Source organism: Sphingomonas mali NBRC 15500 (genome assembly GCF_001598415.1).
Classification (GTDB): Bacteria; Pseudomonadota; Alphaproteobacteria; order Sphingomonadales; family Sphingomonadaceae; genus Sphingomonas; species Sphingomonas mali.
The window spans coordinates 128,224-141,653 of the sequence record NZ_BCYX01000007.1; the positions used below are offsets into that span (position 1 = coordinate 128,224).

Below are 13,430 nucleotides of genomic sequence, written 5' to 3' on the forward strand. Positions count from 1 at the left end.
TTCGCCCTGAGCCTGTCGAAGGGCGTGGTCTGGACAAGTGCTTCGACAAGCTCAGCACGAACGGGTGAAATAGAACTCACCGCGCCAGCCACCCGCCGTCGACCGCCAGGATATGACCCTGGACATAATTCGCCGCGCGGCTCGCCAGGAACACTGCCGCGCCGCCCAGGTCGCTCGCATCGCCCCAGCGTCCCGCCGGGATGCGGTCGAGGATCGACTTGTTGCGCACCTCGTCGGCCTGCAGCGCCGCGGTGTTGTTGGTCGCGATATAGCCGGGCGCGATCGCGTTGACGTTGACGCCTTTCGACGCCCATTCGTTGGCCAGCAATTTGGTCAGCCCGCCGATGCCGCTCTTCGACGCGGTATAGCTCGGCACGCGGATGCCGCCCTGAAAGGTCAGCATCGACGCGATGTTGATGATCTTGCCGCCGCCATTGCCAATCATGTGCCGCCCTGCCGCCTGGCACAGGAAGAACACCGATTTGAGGTTGGTGTCGACCACCGCATCCCAATCCTCCTCGGTGAAGTCGACCGCGTCGGCTCGGCGAATGATCCCGGCATTGTTGACCAGGATGTCCAGCCCGCCGAGCTTGTCCACCGTTTCGTCCACAATCCTTTGCACAGGCTCGATGGTCGACAGATCGGCCGAGACGATCTCGGCGCGGCGGCCGAGCGCGCGGGCTTTCTCGACCGTTTCCTGAGCAGGAGTACGGCCGACCGCGGCGATGTCGGCACCGGCTTCGGCCAGCGCCAGCGCGATCGCCTGGCCGATGCCGGTATTGGCGCCGGTGACGACGGCGACTTTGCCGGAAAGATCGAAGGGGTTGGTCATTGCTACTTCCATTCCCCTCCCTGCAAGGGAGGGGTTAGGGGTGGGTGCGCGGCGCGAAGCGTCGCGCGGTTCGCTGGCGATGACGCCGAGCCTTGCGGCTCGGCACCCACCCCCAGCCCCTCCCTTGCAGGGAGGGGAGCCAAGTCACGCCAGCTGGCAGATATCCAGCACGTTCATGTCGGTATAATCCTGGTTCTCGCCGGCCATCGCCCAGATGAAGGCATAGGCTTTGGTGCCCGCGCCCATATGGATCGACCAGGGCGGGCTGATCACCGCTTCCTCGTTCTGCATCACGATGTGCCGCGTCGCCTCGCCTTCGCCCATGAAGTGCATCACGCGGTCGGTGTCGAGATTGTCGAGTTCGAAATAGAAATAAATCTCGCTGCGGCGCTCATGGATGTGCGGCGGCATCGTGTTCCACACGCTGCCCGGCTTGAGCACGGTCAGGCCCATCACCAGCTGCGCACTGTCGCACACGCCCGGGATGACGAGCTGAAAGATCGTCCGCTCGTTCGATTCCTGCAGGCTGCCGCGCTCGAGCGCATTGGCGTCGGCGATCCCGAGCTTGCGCGTCTGGAAGGCTTTATGCGCCGGGCACGAGGCGAGATAGAAACGCGCGCCCTGGCCGGAGAATTCGACATGCTTGGCGCCCATCGTGACGTACAGGCAATCCTTGTTGCCGAGCGTGAATTCCTCGCCGTCGACCATGACCTTGCCGTCGACCGTGCCGACATTGACGATCGCGAGCTCACGCCGCTCGAGGAACGGGTGACCGACGGCCGAGGGCGGCTCGGTCTGCGCGGGCAGCGTGACCGGCGCGCCGCCGACCGCGACCCCGCCGATCACGAAGCGGTCGGCATGGGTGTAGTTGAGCACGCACTCGCCCTCGCGGAACAGGCCCTGGATCAGATAGCGGTCGCGCAGTTCCTCATTGGAGACGCACTCCATCATGTCGGGATGGGTGGCGTAATAGGTACGGTCGAACATCGGGGTCTCCGTCAGGGATCAGGCCGCACGCGCGGCAAATTGGGGATCATCGATCTTGTAGGCGCGGCGCACCAGGCCGGTGGTCAGGTCCTGGATCAGCTCGGCCGCTTCCCAATCGTGGAGGCGATGCTCGGCGACCAGTCGCGCGAGGAAGGCGCAATCGACGCGGCGCGCGACATCGTGGCGCGCCGGGATCGACAGGAAAGCGCGGGTGTCGTCGTTGAATCCGACTGTATTGTAGAAACCGGCGGTCTCGGTGGTCATCTCGCGGAACCGGCGCATCCCTTCGGGACTGTCGTGGAACCACCAGCTGGGGCCGAGCTTGAGGCACGGATAATGGCCGGCCAGCGGCGCCAGTTCGCGGGCATAGGTCGATTCGTCGAGCGTGAAGAGGATGATCGACAGGTCGCGCTCATTGCCGAAGCGATCGAGCAACGGTTTCAGCGCATGGACGTAATCGGTCCGCGTCGGGATGTCGGCACCCTTGTCGCGCCCATGGCTGGCGAACAGCCCGGCATTGTGATTGCGGCACGAGCCGGGGTGGATCTGCATCACCATCCCGTCCTCGACCGACATCGCCGCCATCTCGGTCAGCATCTGCGCGCGGAACAGCTCGGCATCGGCCGGGGTCCAGGTGCCGGTGACGATGGTGCGGAACAGGCGTTCGGCGTCGCTCGCCGACAAATTGGCCGTCGCCGCGGTGGGGTGGCCATGGTCGGTCGCGGTGGCCCCCGCCGCGCGGAAATCGGCGCGGCGCTTGCGATGCGCGGCGAGATAGCCTTGCCAGTCATAGACATCTTCGCCGGTCAGCTCGGCGAAGCGCGCCATTGCCGGCTTGAAGGCCTCATGCTCGACGTCGATCACGCCGTCGGGGCGATACGTCGTGACGACGCGCCCGCCCCAGCCCGAGCGGCGGATGGCGTGATGGTGCGACAGATCGTCCTGCGCACCCTCGGTCGTCGCCAGGAAGTCGATCCGGAAGCGGTCGAACAGTGCGCGGGGCCGGAAGGCGTCGCTCGCGAGCCTCTCGCCGATCGCGTCGAAATAAGTGTCGGCGGTCGCGGCGTCGAGTTCCCGCTCGATCCCGAACACTACCGAAAAGACATGGTCGAGCCACAGCCGCGACGGCGTGCCGCGGAACAGATGGTAATGCGATGCGAACAGGCGCCAGGCCGCGCGCGGATCGGTCGCGGGAACGCCGGCGCGCGACGGGATCGCCAGCGCGTCGAGGTCGACGCCCTGGCTGTAGAGCATGCGGTAGAGATAATGATCGGGGGACAGCAACAGGCTGGTCGCGTCGCTCCACTTGTCGTTATTCGCGAACCAGGCCGGGTCGGTATGGCCGTGCGGGCTGACGATCGGCGACTCGGCGATGGCGGCATATAGGTCACGGGCGATCGACCGCGTCCCCGGGTCGGCGGGAAACAGACGATCGGGGTGCAATTCCAGCGTGCCAGCCATCAGCCTTCTCCATCCTCCCCGCTTCTCTCGAGCGCGGCTCTGGTAACCGGTGTCAGCAAATAGTACAACCGGCTGCGAACGAGTTCAATCGACCGGAGTCGAAACCGATCCGCGGCGGATCAGGGTCGACAGGAACATCGATGGTTCCGGGACAGCCGATTCATCATCATTGTCGGCAATTCCGGTGATCAGCTTGAGCGCGGCGGAGCGCGCCATCGAGGCGATCGGCCAGCGCACGGTGGTCAGGGGCGGCCACATATGCGCGGCGATCGGCGTGTCGTCGAACCCGATCACCGACAAATCGCGCGGCACGACCAACCCGCGCTGGCACGCCGCGTGGATCACGCCCGCCGCCATTTCGTCGTTGCTCGAGAAGATCGCGGTCGGGCGCGGCACCACGTCGAGCAGCCGCTCGGCCGCGATCAGCCCCGATTCGAAGGTATAATTGCCCTCGGCGATCATGCTGCGCGGGAGCGAGATGCCGGCGTCGCGCATCGCTTCCTCGAATCCCAGCCGGCGTTCGTGCGCCGAGCGGAAGCCATGCGGGCCGGCGATCAGCCCGATGCGGCGATGCCCCTGCGCGATCAGATATTGGGTCGCCTCGCGCACCGCCTCGCGATCGTTGGAGGCGACCATATGTTCGGGCGTGTCGAGTTCGGCCGAGCCCATTCGGACGTAGCGGCAGCCGAGATTGCTGCACAATTTGGCGACCGCGTCATTCTCGCTGATCGGCGGCATCAGCAGCACGCCGAACAACCTCTGGCGCTCGAGAAAGAGGCGCAGATCCTCGAGCATCGTCGGTGACCCGCGATCGACCGGGCGCACGACCATCTCGAATTCGCTGTCGTGGATCGCTTCCAGCATGCCCTGCTGGACGTTCATCACCGTCTGCGCATTGGGATTGTCGTGGACCAGCCCGACCAGGAAATTGCGCCGCAGCGCCAGCGCGCGCGCCTGCGGGTTGGGGACGTAGCCAAGCTGGCCGATGACGTCCTCGACCTTCTTGCGCGTATCGTCGTTGAGCAGCGGGGATCGGTTGATGACGCGGCTGACGGTCTTCTTCGACACGCCCGCGATACGGGCGACATCGTTGATCGTCGGCTGACCGGTCTTTTCCATCGTCACAGGCATAGCGAGCGGCGCGCTACTGGGCTAGCCTTGCTTCCTGACCGCCTGGCGGGCAAAGCTGACACCGGTTACTCAAGAAAGCGAAAAATGACGGCGAACGCGGTTCGGATCGATCCGAGCGACAATGTGGCGACCTTGCTGGCCGATGCGGCAGCGGGTGACGTGGTGGTCGCCGACGGCGCGCCGGTAACCGCCGCGATGGCGATCCCGCGCGGGCACAAGATCGCGCTGGCGCCGATCGCGCCGGGCGAGGCGGTGGTCAAATATGGCTTCCCGATCGGCCGCGCGACGGCGTCGATCGCGGCGGGCGAACATGTCCATTCGGACAATGTCGCGACGGCATTGGCCGGACAACAAGCCTATGCCTATGCGCCGGCGCCGCGCGCCAATCTCGCACCGGGCGACGCCACGTTCCAGGGCTATCGCCGCGGCGACGGACGGGTCGGCACACGCAACGAGATCTGGGTGCTGCCGACGGTCGGCTGCGTCGCGCGGACTGCCGAGCGGATCGCCGCGCAGGCGGGGGTGGCGCTGGCCGGAACAGTCGATGGCGTCCACGCCTTCATGCACCCGTTCGGCTGTTCGCAGCTCGGCGAGGATCTCGACGGGACGCGGGCGATCCTGGCGTCGCTCGCCTGCCATCCCAATGCCGGCGGCGTGCTGATCCTCGGCCTGGGCTGCGAGAACAACCAGATCGCCAGGCTGGTCGAAACCATCCCCGAATGGCGCCGTCCCGCGATCCGCACCCTGGCGACGCAACTGGCCGGCGACGAAGTCGCGGAAGGCGTCGCGCTGGTTGAGGAACTCGCCACGCAAGCGCGATGCGAACGGTCGGAAGCGACGCTCGCCGACCTCGTGCTCGGGGTCAAATGCGGCGGGTCGGACGGCTTGTCGGGGCTCACCGCGAACCCGCTGGTCGGCAGGATGAGCGACCGCGTCACGGCATCCGGCGGGCGCGTCGTGCTGACCGAAATCCCCGAGATATTCGGTGCCGAGCAGATGCTGATGAACCGCGCCGCCGATGAAGGCGTGTTCGGCCAGGTCGTCGGCGTGGTGAACGACTTCAAGCAATATTTCATCGATCACGGCGAGCCGGTGTCGGAAAATCCCTCGCCCGGAAACATCGCCGGCGGCATCACCACGCTGGAGGAGAAATCGCTCGGCGCGGTGCAGAAAGCGGGCCGCGCGCCGATCGCCGACGTCATTCATTATGGCGAGCGCGTCGCCAAGGATGGCCTCACCTTGCTTGAAGCGCCGGGCAATGACGCGGTGTCGTCGACGGCACTGGCCGCGGCGGGCGCGACCGCGATCCTGTTCACCACCGGGCGCGGCACGCCGCTCGGCTTCCCGGTGCCGACAATCAAGATATCGTCGAACAGCGATCTCGCCGCGCGCAAGCCGGGCTGGATCGACTTCGACGCGGGAATGGTGCTCGATCAGGGGTTCGAGACGATGGAGGCGGCGCTGACCGAACGACTGTGCGCGATCGCCTCGGGCGAACCGACCGCGGCCGAACGCAATGGCGAGCGCGAAATCGCGATCTGGAAGCGTGGGGTGACCCTGTGACCCGGCTGTCGCGCGCGGCCTTGGCCGGACTGCCGATGGGGATATCCGCGCCGCGCACGCGTGGTCCGGTCGCGACGGGAATCGTCCATTTCGGTCCCGGTGCTTTTCATCGCGCGCACCAGGCCGCTTATGTCGACCGGTTGCTCGACCAGGATCCGCGCTGGGGAATCGCCGCGGTGTCGTTGCGCAGCCGCGGCACGATCGAAGCGCTGGCGGAACAGGACGGATTTTATACGCTCGCCATTCGCGACCTCGAGTCGAGCATGCGCGTGATCGGCGCGCATACCGAATTCCTGGGGCCGGAGGATGCGGCGCGGACGCTGGCATTGCTCGCCGCGCCCCATACCCAGCTGGTCACCACCACGGTGACCGAAAAGGGCTATTGCCTGGGAGCGGATGGAACGCTCGATTTCGCCCATCCCGACATCGTCCACGATCTGGCGCGGCCGGCCGTCCCGACCAGCGTGATCGGCTGGATCGTCGCCGGGCTGGCGGCGCGGCATGCCAGCGGCATCGCTCCCTTCGTGCCGATGCCGTGCGACAATCTCGCCTCGAACGGTGCCAAGCTCCATGCCGCATTGGTGGCGTTTGCCGGTCGGCTCGACCCGGCGCTGGGCGATTGGGTGGCGGGCGAAGTGTCCGTGCCGTCGACCATGGTCGATTCGATCACGCCGGCGTCCGACGACGCACTCTATGCCGATGTCGCGGCGGCGTTGGGCGTCGAGGACCGCGCCGCGGTGCAGCGTGAGGCGTTCGCACAATGGGTGATCGAGGATATCGGCGCGCTGCCCGATCTTGGCGCGGTCGGCGCGACCCTGACCGCCGATGTCGGCGGCTATGAGCGCGCCAAGCTCAGAATCCTCAACGGCGCGCATTCGACGCTCGCTTATGCCGGGTTGCTGCGCGGACATATGAGCGTTGCCGAGGCGATCGGCGATCCTCTGTTGGCGACCTTCGTCGATGCGATGATCCGCGAGGATATCATTCCGATGCTGCCGCCGGTGCCGGGGCTGGATCTCCAGACCTATGCCCATGCGGTGCTGCGGCGCTTCGCCAACCCGGCGATCGTCCACCGGCTCGATCAGATCGCGCAGGACGGATCGCAGAAGCTCCCGTACCGGCTCGGCGATACCTTGCTCGCCAATCGCGCGGCCGGGCGGATGCCGGGCCACGTCATCGCGGCGTTGGGCGGCTGGGTCGCGTTCCTCATGCGGCGGGCGCGAGCGGGCACCCGTATCGTCGATCCGGCAGGCGACCGGCTGTCCGCTTTGGCCTTGGCCGACACGCCGGCAAATGTGGTCGATGGCCTGATCGCCGAGGGGCTGGGCTTTCCGCCGGCGATCGCAGGCGATGCAGAGCTTGTCGCGCGGCTGAAAACGGCCGCGGAAGCCGCTTTTCGGGGCGAAAACCCACGCGAGATGCTCGCCTGATAGTTTGACGGGCTTGTCATTGACACCGGTTTCCCATACGCATCCGACAACGAAGATGCCATCAGGGCGAGGAGGGGTTCGGCGGTGCAGCCAGACGATAACGTCGACAATATCACGCGTATTGCGCGCTCGTTCGTCGGTGCGCGCCGCGACGGCCACGCGCTGCCCGATTATCCCGGCGACATGCCGGCCGCGCTCGACGATGGCTATGCTGTTCAGGACGCAGCGCTGGCGCTGACCGAGGGCAAGGTCGCCGGATGGAAAGTCGGGCGGATCAATCCGCCGATCGGCACCGTCGACCGTCTGGCCGGCCCGATCTTCACGGATCAGGTCGTCATCGCGGACGGGTCGCCGATCGCGATGCCGGTGTTCGCCGACGGCTTCGCCGCTGCCGAGGCCGAATTCCTGCTGCGCATCGGGACCGCGCCGGATCCGGCCAAACGCCACTATACGATCGATGAGGCGCGGACGCTGATCGATGCCGTCCATGTCGGGATCGAGATCGCCAGTTCGCCATTCCCCGGGATCAACGATCACGGCGCGCCGGTCACCATTTCCGATTTCGGCAACAATAATGGTCTGATCGTCGGCGCGGCGGTCGACGGCTGGCGCGACGTCGACGTCGACACCTGGCCGGTCGAATTGTGGATCGAGGGCGAACGTGCCGGCGCCGCCACCACCGCGACGATGCTCGACGGGCCCTTCGGCGCGGCGCGTTTCCTGTTCGACCTGATGGCCGCGCGCGGTATCGCGCTGGCGGCCGGACAATGGATATCGACCGGTGCCGTAACTGGGGTACACCCGGTTCGCATCGGCGACCGGGTCGAGGCGAAATTCGATGACCGCTTGACGGTCGAGTGCACGATCAAGGCCCGTTAAGAGGTCGCTTTCGAGGGAGAGAGAGACGATGGCGACGACCGGGATGCCGGACGCCGGACGGGTGGATATGCGGGTCGGCCGCTATCGCTGGGTGATTTGCGGGCTGCTCTTCGCGGCGACCGCGATCAACTATGTCGATCGCCAGATGATCGGCGTGCTCAAGCCGACGATTTCGGCCGAACTCGGCTGGAACGAGACCACTTATGCCGACATCGTCTTCTGGTTCCAGGTCGCTTATGCGATCGGTTATCTGAGCTTCGGCAAGATCGTCGATATGGTCGGCGCGCGGATCGGCTACTCGATCGCGTTCGTGATCTGGACCGCCGGCCACACCTTGTGCGGTCTCATCACCGGGCCGTTCAAATTGTTCGGCACGATGATTTCTCCGGCGATGCAATTCAACGGCGCGCGGTTCGTGCTCGGCGTCGGCGAATCGGGCAATTTTCCTGCCGGCCTCAAGGCGGTCAGCGAATGGTTTCCCGCCAAGGAACGCGCCTTCGCTACCGGACTGTTCAATGCGGGGTCGAATGTCGGCGCGATCATCACGCCGCTGATCGTGCCCGCGATCACGCTGGCTTATGGCTGGCGGATGGCGTTCATCTCGACCGGCGTGTTCAGCCTGGTCTGGCTGGTCGCCTGGATCGCCATCTATCGCCGGCCACGCGAGCAGCCCCGCGTGTCGGCAGCCGAGCTTGCTTATATCGAGAGCGATCCCGCCGACCCGCCGCAAAAGATCGGCTGGTTCAAGCTGCTCGGCTATCGCGAGACCTGGGCCTATGCGCTGGGCAAGTTCCTGATCGACCCGATCTGGTGGCTGTTCCTGTTCTGGACGCCCGATTTCCTCGCCAAGACCTACCATCTCGATCTCAAGAACTTCGGTCCGCCGCTGGTCGCGATCTATCTGATCTCCGACATCGGCAGCGTCGCCGGCGGCTGGTCGTCATCGACCCTGATGAAGCGCGGCTATAGCGCGAACGCGGCGCGCAAGCTCACCATGCTGGTCTGCGCCTTCCTGGTGATGCCGATCTTCTTCGCGCAATATGCCGCCAGCGTGTGGCTGGCGGTCGGGATCGTCGGGCTGGCGACGGCGGCGCACCAGGCGTTCTCGGCCAATCTCTACACCATCCCGTCGGACATGTTCCCGCGGGCCGCGGTGGGGTCGGTGATCGGCATCGGCGGCACGGTCGGCGCGATCGGCGGCATGGGGATGGCGAAGTTCACCGGCTATATCCTGCAGACCACGCATAGCTACACCCTGATCTTCGCGGTCGCCGGCAGCGTTTATCTAATCGCGATCGGCGTGGTCCATCTGCTCAGCCCGCGGCTGGCGCGGGTCGACGTGCCGGTCTGATCTCGCCACCGCCGGCACGCTCCGGCGGCGACGTAGTTTTCCCTCGGGAATCAGGATCGGCCGCATCGGCGGCACGGAGACGGCGGCAGCATAGGAGCGGTGGGTCACTGGCGGCTTGCCGCCTAGCCGGGGTTGAGGGGTGCGGCTTCAGTGTTTCGCCTGCGGCTTACCCTCTCCCGCTGCGACTAAGTGGCTTCCCAACCAAGTCTCACGACCTTCCGGAAAGAGGAGGTGCAGGAAGAGGCAGGGTGGCCGCTCCCGAAGAACGTTCAGATCAGCACCCGCGACGCCGGCTGGCGCGAGTCAGCGATCAACGCTGGGCTGCGCAATCCGATCTACTATCAGGCTACCGACCAACCTGACCTATGATGGCGGTGCTCCAAGAGATGTCGCGGGACTACGGTTGCGTCCGGCACCTCCTGCGAGGCGCGTTTGCCGCTCGCTCCCGGATATCTAACCGTAGGCGAACTCCGGCTTACTTTGCCCGACCTCGATGATGTAGCCATCCGGGTCGCGGATATAGCAGCGGGTCTCGCCATATTTGTCCTTTGGCTCGGTAATGAATTCGGCACCGCGGCCACGCCACAATTCATAACTCTTCTGGATGTCCGCGACGCGAATGTTCATGAAGCTGCTGACCAGGTCGGGGTCAGTGGGTGTGCTCAGCACCGTCGACGGCTTGTCCGGAGTCGGGCCACCCCCGACATTGACGATGAGCCAGGTGTTGGCGATCCGAATATATCCCGGCGCGCCGTCGCTATCGCCGCTGCTCAAGATCTGCCCTCCGAAAACCCTTTCGTAGAACCGCGCCGATCGCTCGATGTCGGCAACCGTGAGGAAGTGAGCCACGGTAAACCCCTCCCGTGGCGGCATCTCATAGCTTTCCTGCCCGACCCGTACTTCGTCCATGCGTGCCTCCATCCGAGATCCGCCATCGGACCCGAGATGGCGCTGCGGCCGCCCGCATAAATTGGACGATGGTATCGGTCGGCGCGGCCGACACCATCGTATTGGCGATACGTTCGTCCAATCGCGATCGAGCGATCGACGTATCACCTGCGAGCGGTCCGTCACCCCCTCGGCAAAGGAACCTCCCGTGGACGCCGAAACACCCCCGGTACAGATACGCCTGACGCGGCGCACGCCCGCTTATTGGCGCGTCACGTTCGATAATCCGCCGCTCAATGTCATGGGCCCCGAAATGGTCCGCGAGTTCCAGGGGCTGATCGAGAGCATCGAAGCCGACGACGAGGTCAAGGTCGTGGTATTCGACAGCGCGGTCGATGGCTTCTTCCTCAACCATTCCGATTTCAAGGCGCGGATCGAGGATCTGACGTCAATGCCGGCTGGGCCCATCGGCCTGCCGCCCTGGCCCGACTTCCTCGTGCGCCTGACCAGAGCCCCGGTGGCGTCGATAGCGCTGATCAGAGGCCGGGCGACGGGCAACGGCAGCGAGATCACGCTGGCGTGCGACATGGCGTTCGCCAGCAAGGAGCGAGCGATCATCTCTCAATGGGAAGTCGGTGTGGGCATGGTCGCCGGAGGTGGCCCGATGGCCCGATTGCCCCACCTTATCGGCAGGAACCGCGCGCTGGAAGTTCTGCTGGGATCGGATGACATTAGCGGCGAGCAGGCCGAAGCCTATGGTTACGTGAACCGCGCGCTGCCCGGTTCCGAACTCGACGCCTTCGTGGATGCGCTCGCCACCCGGATTGCCGGCTTCGACAAATGGGCGATTTCCCAGACCAAAAGGCTGGTCAACACCAGCCTGCCACCGGATGTGGAACTCGGCGCCGGCTGGGACGCCTGTATCGCCTCGCTCGGGCGACCCGCTGCCCAGCAAGGGATCAAGGCCCTCACCGCCAAGGGTTTCCAATCGCCGGGCGATGTCGAGGACCGGCTTGGTTTCCACCTCGGCAAACTCCACCGCCGGTAGCCCCGATCCGGAACGATCGCCTTCCACAAAGGATGAACACGATGGACCTGCTCACCGCAGCCAAGACCCTGGCCGAACGCGTGGAAACCGAAGCGACGAAGGCAAAGGTGCCGGTCGCCGTGTGCATCGTCGACGTTCATGGCAATTTGGTGCTGCAGCATCGCATGAACGGTGCGCCGCTCTTCTCGCTCGAGATATCCGAGCGCAAGGCCTACACCTCCGCCCTGGTCGGCGCGCGGACGGCCGACCTGCTCGCGTTGGTGCAGCCCGGCCAGGCGCTCTACGCGCTCCCCACCGTCGGCGGCGGGCGCTTCTGCCCGATGGGGGGCGGCGTTCCGCTCGTCGATAACGGCAGCGTCTTTGCCGGTGTCGGCGTCAGCGGCGGGACCGCCGAGCAAGATGTCGCGATCGTCGAGGCTGCTCTCAAGGCTGCTACTTGAAGAGCGATAATCTTTCGAGGCCACGCCGTCAGGAAGGCAGCCAGGACACGGCTTCGTCATAGTCCCGGTCCCCTGGCTACATAGAGCGAAGTGACAGGTCGGCGCGACTACGCCTCGGCGGCCGAATGCGCCTCTCGGAGCAGGGAGTTCATCATCACGAGCTGCGCGAACGACCGGGCTTTCATCTTTTCCATAACGCGCCCGCGATGGGCCTTCACGGTTATCTCGCTGATGCCGAGTTCGCCACCGACCTGCTTGTTGAGAAGGCCGGAAACGATCAGCGCCATCACTTGGCGCTCGCGTCGGCTGAGCGATTCATAGCACGCTTTCACGATCCGAAGTTCGGCGACCTGGTCCACCAGCCTGGAACTGCGTTCGATCGCGCCGGCAACCGCGTCGAGCAAGGCGTCCTCGCCAAGCGGCTTGGTCAGGAACTCGACCGCACCGGCCTTCATCGCCCGGACCGACATGGGGACGTCGCCATAGCCCGTGATGAAGATGATCGGCATGTCGGCGCGATCCGTCGCGATCAGATTCTGCAGGTCAAGGCCATTGAGGTCGGGAAGGCTCACGTCGAGGATCAGGCAAGACGGCCCGGGCGCGGGCGGCGCGTCCAGAAAATCCCGCGCCGAGGCAAAGACACGCGCCTCCCAGCCTTCATGCTGAATAAGGCCTTCGAGCGACTCGCGTACCGACACGTCATCATCGACGATAAAAACGGTGCCTGCGCATTCCGGCATGACGGACGTCCCCATTGGTCGACCTCGTTGTAGGATAGCTTGGCAAGAGAGGGAAAACATGATCATCTCCTCACGATTGGGCGAGCGCCGCAGCCACCGCCTCCAATATTGCCGCCTGGCTGAACGGCTTGAACAGGCACGCGACGGCGCCGCGCTTCACCACCAGCGACGCTATCGTTTCATCCGGATGCGAGGTGATGAACACAATCGGCACCGTCCGCCCTAGCCGGGCGAGTTCGAGTTGCAATTCCAGCCCCGACATGCCCGGCATCGAGATATCGAGGACGAGGCACCCGGTCCGCTCCGGCCCGCCCGCAGCCAGGAATTCTTCCGCCGAAGAATAGGGCTCAACCTCGTAATCGAACAATCGCAGCAGGTCGGGCAGCGATTCCCGTATCGATTCATCATCGTCCACGATCGACACGAGCTTATTTTTTGTCATTATCGTTCCTTGCGACGCCAACCCGACCAAACGGACCGACAGCAAGGTTTCCGTCTTGGCCGTGCGATGCCAATTGGATCGCCCGGAAAAACGGTAACGGCAGGGGCAATCTCCCGGATGTTGCGGGTCCAGCGCCCATTGCCGCCCCTCCCCGATCGTTGCAGGCCGGGGCTGAGGGTCCAGCAATGGCACGACAGCCACAATTGCACCTTGGTATCGATGGCCGACTTTTAGGACC

The 13,430-nt window shown here is 65.2% G+C and carries 13 protein-coding genes; 6 read left to right on the top strand and 7 right to left on the bottom strand.

Translation table 11 applies throughout. The annotated features are described in order from the left end of the window. Window positions 1-76: 76 nt before the first annotated feature. From kduD to SMA01S_RS08115, 4 genes are all read right to left on the bottom strand, one after another. Window positions 77-832 carry a 2-dehydro-3-deoxy-D-gluconate 5-dehydrogenase KduD gene (gene kduD / locus SMA01S_RS08100; protein ID WP_066820174.1) on the bottom strand — a complete coding sequence of 252 codons (756 nt, stop codon included), beginning with the start codon at window positions 830-832 and terminating at the stop codon, window positions 77-79. A gap of 144 nt (window positions 833-976) precedes the next feature. Next, the gene (gene kduI / locus SMA01S_RS08105) at window positions 977-1,819 is read right to left on the bottom strand and encodes a 5-dehydro-4-deoxy-D-glucuronate isomerase (protein WP_066820176.1); all 843 of its coding nucleotides are present in this window, start codon (window positions 1,817-1,819) and stop codon (window positions 977-979) included. Between the two features lie 18 nt (window positions 1,820-1,837). Continuing rightward, on the bottom strand, window positions 1,838-3,280 hold the full coding sequence (gene uxaC, locus SMA01S_RS08110) for a glucuronate isomerase (RefSeq protein WP_066820178.1): 1,443 nt from the start codon (window positions 3,278-3,280) through the stop codon (window positions 1,838-1,840). Window positions 3,281-3,364: 84 nt separating this feature from the next. Then, the gene (locus tag SMA01S_RS08115; protein WP_066820180.1) at window positions 3,365-4,399 is read right to left on the bottom strand and encodes a LacI family DNA-binding transcriptional regulator; all 1,035 of its coding nucleotides are present in this window, start codon (window positions 4,397-4,399) and stop codon (window positions 3,365-3,367) included. Window positions 4,400-4,495: 96 nt separating this feature from the next. Between SMA01S_RS08115 and SMA01S_RS08120 the strand changes: the two genes are divergently transcribed. From SMA01S_RS08120 to SMA01S_RS08135, 4 genes are all read left to right on the top strand, one after another. Beyond that, a complete protein-coding gene (locus SMA01S_RS08120; protein WP_066820182.1) occupies window positions 4,496-5,974 on the top strand; it encodes a UxaA family hydrolase in 1,479 nt (492 codons plus the stop codon). Continuing rightward, window positions 5,971-7,404 (top strand): mannitol dehydrogenase family protein, encoded by a 1,434-nt coding sequence (locus SMA01S_RS08125; RefSeq protein WP_245649200.1) that lies wholly within the window; start codon window positions 5,971-5,973, stop codon window positions 7,402-7,404. Before SMA01S_RS08120 ends, SMA01S_RS08125 begins: the two co-directional genes overlap by 4 nt. Window positions 7,405-7,488: 84 nt before the next feature. After that, window positions 7,489-8,283 (top strand): 2-keto-4-pentenoate hydratase, encoded by a 795-nt coding sequence (locus SMA01S_RS08130; protein ID WP_066820185.1) that lies wholly within the window; start codon window positions 7,489-7,491, stop codon window positions 8,281-8,283. A 28-nt stretch (window positions 8,284-8,311) separates the two neighbouring features. Then, the gene (locus SMA01S_RS08135) at window positions 8,312-9,634 is read left to right on the top strand and encodes an MFS transporter (RefSeq protein WP_066820187.1); all 1,323 of its coding nucleotides are present in this window, start codon (window positions 8,312-8,314) and stop codon (window positions 9,632-9,634) included. 453 nt (window positions 9,635-10,087) lie between these two features. Here SMA01S_RS08135 and SMA01S_RS08145 read toward each other — a convergent pair whose 3' ends face one another. Continuing rightward, window positions 10,088-10,543 (bottom strand): VOC family protein, encoded by a 456-nt coding sequence (locus SMA01S_RS08145; protein ID WP_066820191.1) that lies wholly within the window; start codon window positions 10,541-10,543, stop codon window positions 10,088-10,090. A 187-nt stretch (window positions 10,544-10,730) separates the two neighbouring features. On the opposite strand from SMA01S_RS08145, the gene SMA01S_RS08150 reads away from it, so the two are divergent. Together SMA01S_RS08150 and SMA01S_RS08155 are read left to right on the top strand one after the other, a co-directional pair. Beyond that, on the top strand, window positions 10,731-11,570 hold the full coding sequence (locus SMA01S_RS08150; RefSeq protein WP_066820249.1) for an enoyl-CoA hydratase/isomerase family protein: 840 nt from the start codon (window positions 10,731-10,733) through the stop codon (window positions 11,568-11,570). 41 nt (window positions 11,571-11,611) lie between these two features. Beyond that, window positions 11,612-12,010 carry a GlcG/HbpS family heme-binding protein gene (locus tag SMA01S_RS08155; RefSeq protein WP_066820251.1) on the top strand — a complete coding sequence of 133 codons (399 nt, stop codon included), beginning with the start codon at window positions 11,612-11,614 and terminating at the stop codon, window positions 12,008-12,010. A 107-nt stretch (window positions 12,011-12,117) separates the two neighbouring features. Here the strand turns inward: SMA01S_RS08155 and SMA01S_RS08160 are convergent, their stop codons facing one another. Both SMA01S_RS08160 and SMA01S_RS24995 read right to left on the bottom strand, forming a co-directional pair. After that, the gene (locus SMA01S_RS08160; RefSeq protein WP_245649201.1) at window positions 12,118-12,816 is read right to left on the bottom strand and encodes a response regulator transcription factor; all 699 of its coding nucleotides are present in this window, start codon (window positions 12,814-12,816) and stop codon (window positions 12,118-12,120) included. 4 nt (window positions 12,817-12,820) lie between these two features. Then, the gene (locus tag SMA01S_RS24995; protein WP_218016855.1) at window positions 12,821-13,393 is read right to left on the bottom strand and encodes a response regulator transcription factor; all 573 of its coding nucleotides are present in this window, start codon (window positions 13,391-13,393) and stop codon (window positions 12,821-12,823) included. Between the last annotated feature and the right edge of the window lie 37 nt (window positions 13,394-13,430).